The organism is Pseudomonas sp. LPH60 (assembly GCF_030718165.1).
Taxonomy (GTDB): domain Bacteria; phylum Pseudomonadota; class Gammaproteobacteria; order Pseudomonadales; family Pseudomonadaceae; genus Aquipseudomonas; species Aquipseudomonas danubii.
Window position 1 is genome coordinate 115,718 of record NZ_JAVAJH010000002.1, and the last position, 13,379, is coordinate 129,096.

General features: G+C 61.3%; 10 protein-coding genes, 1 pseudogene and 1 riboswitch. Of the genes and pseudogenes, 6 read left to right on the forward strand and 5 right to left on the reverse strand.

Features of this window, described 5'->3' with window-relative positions:
- Window positions 1-4: 4 nt before the first annotated feature.
- A complete protein-coding gene (locus Q8O96_RS06090; protein ID WP_102860284.1) occupies window positions 5-625 on the forward strand; it encodes an SOS response-associated peptidase in 621 nt (206 codons plus the stop codon).
- A gap of 101 nt (window positions 626-726) precedes the next feature.
- Here the strand turns inward: Q8O96_RS06090 and Q8O96_RS31185 are convergent, their stop codons facing one another.
- Window positions 727-1,569 (reverse strand): methyl-accepting chemotaxis protein, encoded by an 843-nt coding sequence (locus Q8O96_RS31185; RefSeq protein ID WP_371826167.1) that lies wholly within the window; start codon window positions 1,567-1,569, stop codon window positions 727-729.
- 12 nt (window positions 1,570-1,581) lie between these two features.
- Window positions 1,582-2,868: pseudogene (locus tag Q8O96_RS31190) on the reverse strand (HAMP domain-containing protein); the annotation flags it as partial.
- A 274-nt stretch (window positions 2,869-3,142) separates the two neighbouring features.
- On the opposite strand from Q8O96_RS31190, the gene Q8O96_RS06100 reads away from it, so the two are divergent.
- On the forward strand, window positions 3,143-3,961 hold the full coding sequence (locus tag Q8O96_RS06100) for a M48 family metallopeptidase (RefSeq protein WP_102860286.1): 819 nt from the start codon (window positions 3,143-3,145) through the stop codon (window positions 3,959-3,961).
- 84 nt (window positions 3,962-4,045) lie between these two features.
- On the opposite strand, the gene Q8O96_RS06105 is transcribed toward Q8O96_RS06100, so the two are convergent.
- The 3 genes from Q8O96_RS06105 to Q8O96_RS06115 form a co-directional block, all read right to left on the reverse strand.
- On the reverse strand, window positions 4,046-4,630 hold the full coding sequence (locus Q8O96_RS06105; protein ID WP_102860988.1) for a TMEM165/GDT1 family protein: 585 nt from the start codon (window positions 4,628-4,630) through the stop codon (window positions 4,046-4,048).
- A gap of 92 nt (window positions 4,631-4,722) precedes the next feature.
- A riboswitch (yybP-ykoY riboswitch) is annotated at window positions 4,723-4,844 on the reverse strand.
- Between the two features lie 51 nt (window positions 4,845-4,895).
- Window positions 4,896-5,894 (reverse strand): class I SAM-dependent methyltransferase, encoded by a 999-nt coding sequence (locus tag Q8O96_RS06110; protein ID WP_305948553.1) that lies wholly within the window; start codon window positions 5,892-5,894, stop codon window positions 4,896-4,898.
- 31 nt (window positions 5,895-5,925) lie between these two features.
- On the reverse strand, window positions 5,926-6,891 hold the full coding sequence (locus Q8O96_RS06115) for a 2-hydroxyacid dehydrogenase (protein ID WP_102860288.1): 966 nt from the start codon (window positions 6,889-6,891) through the stop codon (window positions 5,926-5,928).
- Between the two features lie 84 nt (window positions 6,892-6,975).
- Between Q8O96_RS06115 and Q8O96_RS06120 the strand changes: the two genes are divergently transcribed.
- The 4 genes from Q8O96_RS06120 to Q8O96_RS06135 all read left to right on the forward strand — a co-directional run bounded on the left by Q8O96_RS06120 (window position 6,976) and on the right by Q8O96_RS06135 (window position 13,084).
- Window positions 6,976-7,605 (forward strand): LysE family translocator, encoded by a 630-nt coding sequence (locus tag Q8O96_RS06120; protein WP_102860289.1) that lies wholly within the window; start codon window positions 6,976-6,978, stop codon window positions 7,603-7,605.
- A 171-nt stretch (window positions 7,606-7,776) separates the two neighbouring features.
- Window positions 7,777-9,459 carry a fatty acid--CoA ligase gene (locus tag Q8O96_RS06125; protein WP_305948554.1) on the forward strand — a complete coding sequence of 561 codons (1,683 nt, stop codon included), beginning with the start codon at window positions 7,777-7,779 and terminating at the stop codon, window positions 9,457-9,459.
- Window positions 9,460-9,796: 337 nt separating this feature from the next.
- The gene (locus Q8O96_RS06130; RefSeq protein WP_102860291.1) at window positions 9,797-11,689 is read left to right on the forward strand and encodes a DUF1302 domain-containing protein; all 1,893 of its coding nucleotides are present in this window, start codon (window positions 9,797-9,799) and stop codon (window positions 11,687-11,689) included.
- A gap of 30 nt (window positions 11,690-11,719) precedes the next feature.
- A complete protein-coding gene (locus Q8O96_RS06135) occupies window positions 11,720-13,084 on the forward strand; it encodes a DUF1329 domain-containing protein (RefSeq protein WP_102860292.1) in 1,365 nt (454 codons plus the stop codon).
- The last annotated feature ends 295 nt before the right edge of the window (window positions 13,085-13,379 follow it).

A 13,379-nucleotide genomic window follows, 5' to 3' on the forward strand; every position in this document is an offset into this window, starting at 1 on the left:
CCCCATGTGTGGACGTTATGCCCTGTTTCGTTGGAACCCCGCTTTTGCCGCCTTGCCGGGATTTCCCGAGGATCAGCGCGCGCAGTGGAATATATCGCCCAATGATTCGGTGCTGATCCAGCGGGTCGAAAACGGCCAGCGCATGCTGGCCCGGGCCCGTTGGGGGCTGACCCCGCCCTGGCTGACGGACCTGTCGCGTACCCCGGCTCATGCCCGGGCGGAAACCCTGGCGGAGCAGCCGATGTTTCGTCAGGCGTTCCGTGAACGCCGCTGTCTGTTACCGGCCAACGGCTTCTATGAATGGCGCGGCGGAAGTCGTAAACGGCCTTATTGGCTGACGCCGGGTGAGGGTTCGTCGATATTCTTTGCCGCGATCTGGGAGGCCTATCCGGTACAGGAACAGGTCTGGTTGAGTACTGCGGTGGTGACTCAGGCGGCTGCCAATCTGCGTCGTCCGTTGATCCTGGATGCCGCTGCCCAGGAAGTCTGGCTCGATCCCGAGACGCCGCTACCTGCCTTGCAAGCTTTGCTCGCTCAACCGCCCGCCGTGTTGCGCGAGCGGGTCCTGGCCAACCTGGTCAACGACCCCAAGCTCAACGGCCCCGAGTGCCTGACCCCCGCCTGATTGGCTGGCAATAGAAGCTGGCTTGCCGGCGCAAGGGCCTTGAGCCACCTTCGCCGAAAAGCCGGCTTCCAAGAGGGATGGAGCGGCGGCGTGCTGCCGGATTAAACCTTGAACTGATTGATCAGGCGCCGTTGCTGTTCGGCAAGCTTGGTCAGCCCGGCGCTGGCGGCGCTGGACTCATCGGCACCGCTTGCTACCTCGTTGGCCACCTGGCCGATGTTGATCACGTTGCGGTTGATGTCCTCGGCCACTGCGCTCTGCTCCTCGGCGGCGCTGGCGATCTGGGTGTTCATGTCGTTGATCACCGATACCGCCTGAGTGATGGTTTCCAGAGCCTGGGCTGCCTTGGCCGCATGCTCCACGCTTTGGTCGGTCTTGTGCTGGCTGTCTTCCATGACCCGCACCACTTCCCGGGTGCCCTGCTGCAGCTGCTGGATCATCGACTGGATTTCTTCCGTGGCCTGCTGGGTCTTCTGGGCCAGATTGCGCACTTCGTCGGCGACCACGGCAAAGCCGCGGCCCTGTTCGCCTGCTCGTGCTGCCTCGATCGCTGCGTTAAGGGCCAGAAGATTGGTCTGCTCGGCAATCCCACGGATGGCAATAAGAATCGCGTTGATGTTCTCGCTGTCCTTGGCCAGGGTCTGCACCACGCCCACTGCGCGGCCGATTTCCTCGGCCAGGGCGCCAATCGAGCTGGAGGTGTCGCGCACGATCTGCATGCCCTGGCTGGCGGCCTGATCGGCATGACTGGCCGCTTGCGCAGCCTGGGTCGCATTGCGGGCCACGTCCTGGGCGGTGGCGGTCATTTCATGCACTGCCGTGGCCACTTGGTCGATTTCCACCATCTGTTTATGTACGCCCTGGTTGGTGCGAATGGCGATATCGGCGGTATGTTCCGAGGAATCGCTGACGCTCTGTACCGAGGTCACCACTTGGCTGATCATTGCCTGCAGCTTGGCCAGGAAGGTGTTGAACCCTTTGGCGATGGAGCCCAGCTCGTCGGCCCGGTCGCTGGTCAGGCGCCGAGTCAGGTCACCTTCGCCCTGGGCGATATCATCGAGCATGGCCACCATCTGCCGCAGTGGACGTGCGATGCCGTGCCCCACCAACCAGATCACCAGCAGGCCGAGGCCAGCAATCACCAAGCCGACCATGGCCATGCCGAAGGTGTCGGCCTTGCGCTGTTCGGCCAGGTCGCCTTGCAGCTTGTCCAGATCGGCCATCACCGCCCCCAGGGGCAGTTGCAGCATCAGCGTCCAGTTGGCATCGGTCTGACCGATACCGAACGGCAGGTACAGGGCAATCTGGCCGTTGGCCTGGTCGACGTTGTAGGTCACTTCGCCGCGCTTGAGGTTGGACAGTCTGGCCACGGTGTCTTGGCGCAGCACGTCGCTGACTTTCTCGCCGAACTTGCTCGAATCCTTGGTGTAGGCCACCAGACGGCCGTTGCCGCCGATCAGGGCCATTTCCCCGGCACCGTTGTAGAGCTTCTGATTGGCAGCGACCAGCATGTCCTGAATGAAGTTCACCGACAGGTCAGCGCCGACGATGCCCTGGAATTTGCCGTTGAGCAGGATGGGCTGAATAAAGGAGGCGAGCATCACCACCTTGTCGCCGACCTTGTACGGAGCGGGGTCGATGACGCAGGACTTGAGGCTGTCCTGGGAGCACAGGTAGTACTCGCTGGTACGCACGCCGGTGGAGAGCAGGGTCCGGTCGTTGACGTCGGCCAGCTTGTCCAGGCCCAGGCTGCCGTCTTCGTTGCGGAACCACCAGGGCAGGAAGCGCCCGTTGGCGGCGTCCATGCCTACCACCGAGGTGCCGATGTAAGCCGCGTCGTTGTGGTCGATGGCACCCGGCTCCCAGGCGATGTAGGCGCCGAGGATCTTCGGATTCTGGGTGACGTTCTCCTTGATCAGGGCGATCAGCTGTTCACGGTTCAGGCTGAGTCCGGCATGGCCTTGGGAGTCCTGGGTGCCCATCAGGGCATTGACCCGCACCAGGCCGCCGGCAATCAGCAGTGGCGCTTCCAGTTCCCGTTGGATCTGGCTGACCTGAGTCTGCGCCAGGCCGCTCAGGCGCTGTTCGATGACTTGCTCGAATTGGGCCTGGGTCCGCTCTTGCACCATTTGCTGGGTCTTGGCCCCGGAGAACAGGGCGTACAGCACCAGGGCTACAACCACGCTGAGGACAATGGCACCGGCCAGGGTGGCGACGGAAAACTGGATCGACTTGAACTTCATAGAGGCTCCGGGCGCAGGAATTTAGGTCTGCCGTGCTGTATCGGCCGCAGCCTCGCCGGTCATTAGCCTGGAGAGGAGAAATGACTGTTTCAGATGGTTAAAGGTCGTTATTGGCGGGGGCGTGTTGCAGGCCGTTGGCGGCCTCGGGCGAAATGTGAAGATTTTTCGTCTGGATCTGGATGTATCTGAATTGCGACTGAATGCGTGTTTTGCATCTGGCGCGGACACAGTTCCGCCCTTAGGATACGCGCCATGTTTTCAGGGAGGTTTCATGATGAAGAAGTCGTTACTCGTATGTGCGTTGAGCGCTGCTGTGCTGCTGACCGGCTGTGAAACGGTCAATACCACCAGCGGTGGCGTGGTGGGTGTGGATCGCAAGCAGTCGATGTTCAGCATGCTATCCAGTGCTGAAGTCAACCAGTCCTACGCCCAGTCTTATCAACAGACTCTGGGTGAGGCCAGCAGCCAAGGCGTACTGGACAAGACCAGTGCCAATGCCAAGCGCCTGCAGGTCATTGCCAATCGCCTGATTGCCCAGGCACCGACCTTCCGTCCCGACTGCGCGCAGTGGAAATGGGAAGTCAACCTGATCAAGAGCGACGAGCTCAACGCCAACTGCGGTCCTGGCGGCAAGATCATTTTCTACTCCGGGCTGATCGAAAAGCTGAAACTGACCGACGATGAAATCGCTGCGGTCATGGGTCATGAAATTGCCCACGCCCTGCGCGAGCATGGTCGTGAAGCGATGTCCAAGCAGTACGCGGTCGGTGCAGGCAAGCAGATCGCTACCCTGTTCGGTGTCTCGCAGGAAACCGTAGCCCTGGGCGACAACGGGGTGAGCCTGCTGATGACTCTGCCCAACAGCCGCGAGAATGAAAACGAAGCGGACCTGATTGGTCTGGAGCTGGCTGCCCGCGCCGGTTACAACCCGAACGCGGCCATCAGCTTGTGGAACAAGATGGGCCAGGCTGCCGGTGGTTCTGCGCCGCCCGAGTTCATGAGTACTCACCCGGCTTCCACCAGCCGTATCGCCTCCTTGCAGGCGGCGATTCCAAAGGTGATGCCGTTGTATGAGCAGGCCAAGAAGTCCTGATCCATTGCTTCATTTGCGCTGAGGCTTTCGCCGGCAAGCCGGCTCCTGCAGGTTGTGTAGGAGTCGACTTGCCGGCGATTTCATTTACAGCCAGCCACTGATCTGCATGGCCTTGTACACCGCCACTACGGCGAGGATGAAGAAGGCCGTCGCCGCCAGGCGACGAATCAGGGTCAGGGGCAGCTTGTCCGCGGCGAAGTTACCCGCCAGAACCACCGGCACGTTGGCAATCAGCATGCCCAGGGTGGTGCCGATGATCACCAGCCACAGATCCGGATATTGCGCCGCCAGCATGACGGTAGCGACTTGGGTCTTGTCGCCGATTTCAGCCAGGAAGAACGCGATCAGGGTCGTGAGGAAAGGCCCGAACTTGCGTGCGGTAGTGGCTTCATCGTCATCCATCTTGTCTGGAACCAGGGTCCACAGGGCGGTGGCGGTGAAGCTGGCGGCGAGAATCCAGTGCAGGGTCGCGTCCGAGAAGAAGCTGCCGAACCAGGCACCTACCGCGCCGGCGGCCGCATGGTTGGCCAGGGTCGCGGCGACGATGCCGGCGATGATGGGCCAGGGTTTGCGAAAGCGCGCGGCAAGAATCAGGGCGAGCAGTTGCGTCTTGTCGCCGATTTCGGCCAAGGCAACGATTGCGGTGGGAACGAGGAGAGAATCCAGCATCATCAGGGTTTTCCTAAGGGGCGGGTCGACACGGCTATGACACGTACAGCCTTCCCGCCCCGGGTAAGGTGTGCGTGTCATAGGTCTTGTCAAACCCTGCGGTCCGTCTGTGCGGACTCTTGGGTCGCATGCGCCATGGTCTGAGGACCAAGTATGTTGACGCATGCCGGACGAGCGTGGCGCTCGTGGGAGACTACTCCCCTAGGACGGAGCGGATTCTGCCTAGGCAAACTCCATTCGGCAAGCCTTGTTTGCGAAAAGAAGGTCAGCCGCGTTTGGCCCGATAAATCCGAAATCCCTGGCCTTCGGCCTTGATTGCGCAGGGTCCGAGGTGCTCTTCGATCAGGGGTTGGTAGCGCAGGAAGCTGTTGGCCACTACCCGTAGTTCGCCGCCTTTTTGCAGATGTTTGGCCGCTTTTCGCAGCAGGTTTTCTGTGGCTTGGTAATCGGTGTGGACCCCGGTATGGAAGGGGGGGTTGGTCAGAATGCAGTTCAATTCCATGGGCGCGGCATCAATTCCGTCGCCGGTCAGCACCTCGGCTTCAAGACCGTTGGCGGCCAGGGTCAGGCGACTGCTGGCGGCGGCAAAGGCGTCCACATCCAGCAAGGTCACGCTGTTGTCCGGGTAGCGGCGCTTCACTGTGGCCCCCAGCACCCCGGCGCCACAGCCGAAGTCCAGCAGGTGGCCGGCGGGCAAGTGATCCAGATGCTCCAGCAACAGCGCGGTGCCGCGGTCCAGGCGCCCGTGGCTGAACACGCCCGGCAGGCTGACGACCGTCAATGGACCTTCGGCCAGGGGCAGTTCGTATTCCTGGGCCAGACTCTCCAGCGCCACCGGTTCGGGAGCGTTGGCGACCGTGACCTGCCACAGCTGGCAGTGGCGCGCGCTGTCGAGCTTGCGCGGTTTGCCGAAAGGGTTGAGTTGCTTGGCGGCGCTCTCCACGCCGCTGCGCTTCTCGCCCACCAGATACAGCTCGCGTCCGGCCAGGCGTGAGGCCAGGGCGTTGAGCAGGTAGTCGGTGAGGTCCTTGGACTTGGGCAGGAACAGCACGGCGCTGTCGAAGGGTTCTGCCGGTGCTTCTACGCCAAAGTGGCTGCGGCCTGGAAAGCGTGCCTCCAGGGCCGCGTGGTCACCGGCGTGCCAGCTCCAGCCACGGGCATTGGGCAGACGCCCGAGCAGGTCATCCGCGGTCAGGCCGGCCAGCAGCAGTGAGCCTTGAAACAATTGAGCCTGGCGTAACAGTACTTCACTGCGTGTGTCCATGATCCGCACCCGAAAAAAGTGGCGAAGTTTATCAACTCACGACACGCAGTGGGGCGCCACTGAAGAAGGCTTGGGCATTTTCCGTCAGTTGCCCGACGATTCGCTGGCGAGCTTCGCGGCTGCCCCAGGCATTGTGCGGCGTGACGATCAGGCGTGGGATATCACCGGCCAGCAGTGGATTGCCGTTCACCGGCGGCTCGACGCTCAGGACGTCGGTGGCCGCCCCACCCAGATGACCACTGCGCAGCGCATCGGCCAGGGCCTGTTCATCAATCAGGCCGCCGCGGGCGGTGTTGACCACCAGGGCGCCGGGCTTGAGCAGGGCCAGTTCCCGGGCACCGATGAAGTTTCGGGTGTGTTCGTTGAGTGGGCAGTGCAGGGTCAGGGCATCCACTTGTGGCAGCAGTTCCTCCAGCGGCAGGCGATCGGCTCGAGCCGGGCGTCCGGGGATCTGCCCCAATACCACGCGCATGCCAAAGGCTTCGGCCAGGCGTGCCACGGCGCTGCCCAGCTCGCCATTGCCCAGCAGACCCAGGGTCTTGCCCGCCAGTTCGATGATGGGGAAGTCCAGCAGGCAGAACTGCTTGGCCTGTTGCCAGCGGCCGGCGGCCACGGCTTGTTGGTAGTCGGCAACCCGAGTGGCGAGATTGAGCAGCAGCATCAGGGTGTGCTGGGCCACCGACGGAGTGCCATAACCCTGGCAGTTGCTGACGCTGATGCCTTGTTGGCGGGCAGCGGCCAGATCGACATTGTTGGTGCCGGTGGCGGCCACCAGGATCAGTTGCAGATCAGGGCAGGCCGCCAGGGTCTCGGCGCTCAGGGCCACCTTGTTGCTGATGGCGACCTGGGCACCCTGCAAGCGCTCGGTCACTTGCTCCGCGGGGGTGTGGGCATGCACTTGCAGGGGGCTGAAGCACTCATGCAGCGCACTCAGATCCAGGTCGCCCAGGTCCAGTGAGCTGTGATCGAGGAAGACGGCGCGGCGATTGTTGATCATGAACTGTACCTTTTGCACGAGGGATCTAAGGCGTAATCTGCCGAGCCTAACAGATGAAATAATTAGACATACACAGGAGCCTGCATGTACCTCACCGAGTTCTTGACCGTTGCCCTGATCCACTTGCTGGCGGTGGCCAGCCCCGGCCCGGACTTTGCCGTGGTGGTGCGCGAAAGCGTCACCCACGGCCGTCGCGCCGGTACCTGGACTGCCCTGGGAGTGGGCTGTGCGATCTTCCTGCACGTGGGTTACTCGCTGCTGGGGATCGGCCTGATCGTTTCCCAGTCCATCGTGCTGTTCAACGCCCTGAAGTGGTTGGCGGCGGCGTATCTGCTGTATATCGGCTACAAGGCCCTGCGTGCTCAGCCGGCCAAGCCGGCGGCGGACGACCTGCACAAGGAAGCCGGAGAGCGTACCGCGCGCGGTGCCTTTACTTCCGGTTTTGTCACCAATGGCTTGAACCCCAAGGCGACCCTGTTCTTCCTCTCGCTGTTCACCGTGGTGATCAACCCGCACACGCCCCTGGCGATCCAGGCCGGTTATGGCGTGTATCTGGCGGCGGCCACAGCAGTCTGGTTCTGCCTGGTAGCCATGCTCTTCAGCCAGCAACGGGTGCGTGCCGGCTTCGCCCGCATGGGCCACTGGTTCGACCGCACCATGGGCGCGGTGCTGATCGCCATCGGCGTGAAACTGGCCTTCACCGAGATGCATTGAACGCTCTCCCCGGACAGGGCACGCAGGATCTCCTGAACCGCGCGAATACTGGCCTGGAGCTAGTATTGGTGCGGCCCTGCAAATCATCCCTTTGGCTGATTTAGCCGGCGCACGGGAACTTTAGAGTGGTCATCCTCCAGTCACGACCGAGCCGTCAGAAAAGGGATTCTTATGTTGCAGACTCGTGTTATTCCCCCCGCCGAAGGCGCTTATCAATACCCGCTTCTGATCAAGCGGTTGCTGATGTCCGGCGCGCGCTACGAGAAAACCCGCGAAATCATCTATCGCGACCAGTTGCGCTACACCTATCCGACCCTGATCGAGCGGGTGGCGCGTCTGGCCAATGTGTTGACTGCGGCCGGGGTCAAGGCCGGAGATACCGTGGCGGTGATGGACTGGGACAGCCATCGCTACCTGGAGTGCATGTTCGCTATCCCGATGATCGGTGCGGTGATCCACACCATCAACGTGCGCCTGTCACCGGAGCAGATCCTCTACACCATGAACCACGCCGAGGACCGCTTCGTGCTGGTCAACAGCGAGTTCGTCGGTCTGTACCAGGCCATCGCCGGGCACTTGACCACGGTGGAGAAAACCCTGCTGCTCACCGACGCACCGCAGAAGACTGCCGAACTGCCGAATCTGGTGGGCGAGTATGAGACCTTGCTGGCCGCCGCCAGCCCCCAGTATCAGTTCGAGGACTTTGACGAGAATTCGGTGGCCACCACCTTTTACACCACCGGCACCACCGGCAATCCCAAGGGGGTGTATTTCACCCATCGGCAACTGGTGCTGCACACCATGGGCGTCTCCACCATCATGGGCTCCATCGACAGTGTGCGCCTGCTAGGCACCAACGATGTGTACATGCCCATTACGCCGATGTTCCATGTGCATGCCTGGGGGCTGCCTTATGTGGCCACCATGCTTGGGCTCAAGCAGGTCTATCCCGGGCGTTACGACCCGGAGTACCTGGTGGAGCTGTGGCGCCGGGAGAAGGTCACCTTCTCCCACTGTGTGCCGACCATCCTGCAGATGGTGCTCAATGCCAAGGCGGCCCAGAACACCGATTTCGGTGGCTGGAAGATCGTCATCGGCGGCAGTGCGCTGAACCGTGCGCTGTACGAGGCGGCCAAGGCCAAGGGGATTCAACTGACGGCCGCCTATGGCATGTCGGAGACTGGTCCGCTGGTGTCTTGTGCTCACCTCAACGATGAACTGATGGCGGGCAGCGAAGACGAGCGCACCACTTACCGGATCAAGGCCGGGGTGCCAGGGCCCTTGGTGGAGGCAGCGATCATCGATGCCGAGGGCAACTTCCTGCCGGCGGACGGTGAGTCCCTGGGCGAGCTGGTGCTGCGTGCGCCCTGGCTGACTGAAGGCTATTTCAACGAACCGCAGAAGGGAGCCGAGCTCTGGGACGGCGGCTGGTTGCACACCGGCGACGTGGCGACCCTGGACAGCATGGGGGTGATCGACATCCGTGACCGGATCAAGGACGTGATCAAGACCGGTGGCGAGTGGATCTCCTCCCTGGACCTGGAAGACCTCATCAGTCGCCATGCGGCGGTACGTGAAGTAGCAGTGGTGGGCATCGCCGATCCACAGTGGGGCGAGCGCCCGTTTGCCTTGCTGGTGATCCGCGAAGGCCATGAGATTGGTGCCCGTGAGCTCAAGGAACACCTCAAGCCGTTCGTGGAGCTGGGGCACCTGAGCAAGTGGGCGATTCCCAGTCAGATCGCCCTTGTTACTGAAATTCCCAAGACCAGCGTTGGCAAGCTCGACAAGAAGCGCATCCGCGTCGACATCAGCGAATGGCAAGCCAGTAACAGCACCTTCCTCTCCACGCTTTGAGCGTCCTCTGCCGTGCCCGTCCGGGCACGGCATGCCCATCCGACAAGCCTTTGCCTTGTGCTCACGAGATTTTCAGCCATCCTTACCGCGCCGTCTTTCAACGGTTGTGGCAAAGGACTGTTCCAATGCGGTGGTCGGCTGCAAATCACACTTTAGAGGGATCAAGCAGTAATCCCTGCTGGATATAGTCCGCCTACGGATTTTTCTGAACAACGGAGCACTGTGGGGTGCTCGCGCCATGCAACTTCGGAATCGGGCAAGTGTTCATCCAACCGGTATTCGAAGCGTTTTCAGAAGAGCGTACTGCCATAAAAATAATGCACATGGAGTAGCGTCGATGACATCAGCAAACCAGTTCTGGCGCCGGGCGAAACTGCCCCTGGCCGTCGGTCTCGCCTCCACGCTCGCCGGGCCTGCATTCGGCGTCAGCTTCAATATCGGTGAAATCGAAGGCAGCTTCGATTCGTCCCTGTCGGTGGGGGCCAGTTGGTCGACCGCCGGACGCAACAAGGACCTGATCGGGGTCAACAATGGCGGCAAGGGTCTGTCCCAGACCACCGATGACGGCCACTTGAACTTCAACAAGGGGCAGACCTTCTCGAAGATCTTCAAGGGCATTCATGACCTGGAATTGAAGTACGGCGATACCGGTGTGTTTGTGCGGGGCAAGTACTGGTATGACTTCAAGCTCAAAGACGAAGACATGGACTTCAAGAACATCAGTGACAACAACCGCAAGGAAGGCGCCAAGTCCTCCGGCGGTCAGATCCTCGATGCCTTTGTCTATCACAACTACTCCATCGCCGATGAACCGGGCTCGGTGCGTTTGGGCAAGCAGGTAGTGAGTTGGGGTGAAAGTACCTTCATTGGCGGCGGTATCAACTCGATCAACCCGATCGACGTGTCGGCGTTCCGCCGTCCCGGTGCCGAGGTCAAGGAAGGTCTGATCCCGGTCAACATGTTCTACATTTCCCAGAACCTGACCGAGAACCTGTCGGCCGAAGCTTTCTATCAATTGGAATGGGACCAGACCGTTACCGACAACTGCGGGACCTTCTTCTCGCAGCCGGACAACATTTCCGATGGCTGTGACGACAATCTGCGTCTGCTCGCCAAGCGTTCGACCATCACCGCCACGGCCCCGGGCCGGGCGGCCCTGGCGGCGATGCAGGCGCGTGGCGTCGATGTCAATGAAGAGGGTGCGCTGGTGCGTCGCAGTGGCGACCGCGATGCCCGTGACAGCGGCCAGTTCGGTGTGGCTTTCCGTTACAACTTCGAGCCGCTGGACACCGAATTCGGCGCCTACTTCATGAACTATCACAGCCGTGCGCCGATCTTCAGCGCCACCGGTGCACCTCAGTCGGCCTATACCATCGCCCCGGGCTTTGGCACGTTGGCGCCGGTGTGGATTGCCGGTAACTCGAAGTACTTTGTCGAGTATCCGGAAGACATCCGCCTGTACGGGCTGAGCTTCTCCACCACCTTGCCTACAGGGACCGCCTGGAGCGGCGAACTGAGTTATCGGCCGAATGCGCCGGTTCAGTTGAACAGCACCGATATCCTCTACTCCGCTGTCCGGCCTCTGGGAGGCAACTTCACCAATGCTTCCTTGCTCGATGGGATTCCTGGACAAGACCTTCATGGCTATCGCCGTAAAGAGATTACCCAGTTCCAGACCACCTTCACGCACTTCTTCGACCAGGTCATGGGTGCCAGCCGCCTGACCCTGGTAGGCGAACTCGGGATCACTCGTGTGGGTGGCCTGGAGAGCAAATCGGATGTGCGTTATGGCCGTGATCCCGTGTTCGGTCCTGGTGCCCTGCCTGCCACTCCCGGTGGACAGAACAGTTGCCGGGTGCTCAATGCCGCCACCATTGCCGGCGCAGGCCCAGGAGCCGATGCCAGTAACCTCACTTCCAACTGCAACAACGACGGCTTCACCACCGCCACCTCCTGGGGTTACCGCGGCCGGGCGATCTGGGAATACCCGGATGTATTCGCCGGTGTGAACCTCAAGCCGAACGTGGCCTGGTCCCATGACGTCAAGGGCTACTCGCCAGGTCCTGGCGCCAACTTCGAGGAAGGCCGCAAGGCCATCAGCCTGGGGCTGGATGCCGAGTACCAGAACACCTACACCGCGAGCCTGGCCTACACCAACTTCTTTGGTGGCGACTACAGCACCGTGGATGACCGGGACTTCCTCGCCTTGAGCGTTGGCGTGAACTTCTAAGCACACTGCATTTTCAGGAAGAACAACAATATGAACATCACCAAGAGTCTGTTGCACATCGGTGTGCTGGGACTGTCACTGCTGGCCACCGGGGTCATGGCCGCGGTCTCGGCCGATGAAGCGGCCAAGCTGGGCACCAGCCTGACGCCGATGGGCGCGGAGATGGCCGGTAACGCTGCCGGTACCATTCCCGCCTGGAAACCCCTGGCAACCAACGCCGGTACCGTGGACAGCAAGGGTTTCCTGTCCAACCCATACGGCAGCGAGCAGCCGCTGTTCACGATCACTGCGCAGAACGTCGAGCAGTACAAGGACAAGTTGGCCCCCGGGCAGTACGCGATGTTCAAGCGCTACCCGGAAACCTTCAAGATGCCGGTTTACCCGTCTCATCGCGGGGCCACGGTGCCTGCTGAGGTGTTCGCCGCCATCAAACGCAATGCCACCAGCACCAACCTGGTGTCCGGCGGCAACGGCCTGGAGAACTTCGAAACCGCGATTCCGTTCCCGATCCCGAAAAGCGGTGTGGAAGTCATCTGGAACCACATCACCCGCTATCGCGGTGGCAGCGTGACCCGTCTGGTGACCCAGGCCACGCCACAGGCCAACGGCTCCTACAGCCTGGTGTACTTCCAGGACCAGTTCGTGTTCCGCGACAAGATGAAGGACTACGACCCGAAAAACCCGGGCAACATCCTGTTCTACTTCAAGCAGAAGGTGACGGCCCCGGCGCGTCTGGCCGGTGGCGTGCTGCTGGTCCACGAGACCCTCGACCAAGTGAAGGAGCCGCGTTCGGCCTGGGTCTACAACGCTGGCCAGCGTCGTGTGCGCCGTGCCCCGCAAGTCTCCTATGACGGCCCGGGTACCGCCGCCGATGGCCTGCGGACGTCCGACAACCTGGACATGTACAACGGTGCGCCGGATCGCTACGACTGGAAACTGGAAGGCAAGAAGGAGATGTACATCGCCTCCGACAGCTACAAGCTCGACTCGCCGAGCCTGAAGTACGCCGACATCATCAAGGCCGGGCACATCAACCAGGACCTGGCTCGCTACGAGCTGCGTCGGGTCTGGCATGTGGTCGCCACCTTGAAGGAAGGTCAGCGGCACATCTATGCCAAACGTGACTTCTATATCGACGAAGACACCTGGCAGGCCGCGGTGATCGACCACTATGACGGTCGTGGTCAACTGTGGCGTGTGGCCGAAGCCCACGCCGAGAACTACTACGACAAGCAAGTGCCGTGGTATGCCCTGGAAACCCTCTACGACCTGCAGTCCGGCCGCTACCTGGCACTGGGCATGAAGAACGAAGAGAAGCAGGCGTATGACTTCGGCTTCACCGCGACCACCAGCGACTTCACTCCAGCCGCCTTGCGTCAGGACGGGGTTCGCTGATCCGCTGCAAATAGAGGCCGCATCCTCGGAAATTGCCCCGACTGGCTCGGGGCTTTTTTTTGCCTGGACGATTGTGGATTCGCAGATATGCACAACAATCTAGGCTGTTCCGGCAGGCTTTCTCCAGATGAATTAGTAGGTTGCCGGATAAACAACCGAAATAACGACTGATCAATCAGCTGTATCTGACCCATTTGGTCATAGTCTTTTTCACTCGAATGGTCGCAAAAATCTTCAACAGGTCGCTTTTTACCGCTAGTCTGCGGGCATCTGCTACGCCGACAACCCTACATCA

What these genes read in the sequence shown, in the direction of transcription:
- Q8O96_RS06120 (WP_102860289.1), top strand. Translation starts at nt 6,976, where the DNA reads ATGTACCTCACCGAGTTCTTGACCGTTGCCCTGATCCACTTGCTGGCG.
- Q8O96_RS06135 (WP_102860292.1), top strand. Translation starts at nt 11,720, where the DNA reads ATGAACATCACCAAGAGTCTGTTGCACATCGGTGTGCTGGGACTGTCA.
- Q8O96_RS06100 (WP_102860286.1), top strand. Translation starts at nt 3,143, where the DNA reads ATGAAGAAGTCGTTACTCGTATGTGCGTTGAGCGCTGCTGTGCTGCTG.
- Q8O96_RS06130 (WP_102860291.1), top strand. Translation starts at nt 9,797, where the DNA reads ATGACATCAGCAAACCAGTTCTGGCGCCGGGCGAAACTGCCCCTGGCC.
- Q8O96_RS06125 (WP_305948554.1), top strand. Translation starts at nt 7,777, where the DNA reads ATGTTGCAGACTCGTGTTATTCCCCCCGCCGAAGGCGCTTATCAATAC.
- Q8O96_RS06115 (WP_102860288.1), bottom strand. Translation starts at nt 6,891, where the DNA reads ATGATCAACAATCGCCGCGCCGTCTTCCTCGATCACAGCTCACTGGAC.
- Q8O96_RS06090 (WP_102860284.1), top strand. Translation starts at nt 5, where the DNA reads ATGTGTGGACGTTATGCCCTGTTTCGTTGGAACCCCGCTTTTGCCGCC.
- Q8O96_RS31185 (WP_371826167.1), bottom strand. Translation starts at nt 1,569, where the DNA reads ATGATCAGCCAAGTGGTGACCTCGGTACAGAGCGTCAGCGATTCCTCG.
- Q8O96_RS06110 (WP_305948553.1), bottom strand. Translation starts at nt 5,894, where the DNA reads ATGGACACACGCAGTGAAGTACTGTTACGCCAGGCTCAATTGTTTCAA.
- Q8O96_RS06105 (WP_102860988.1), bottom strand. Translation starts at nt 4,630, where the DNA reads ATGCTGGATTCTCTCCTCGTTCCCACCGCAATCGTTGCCTTGGCCGAA.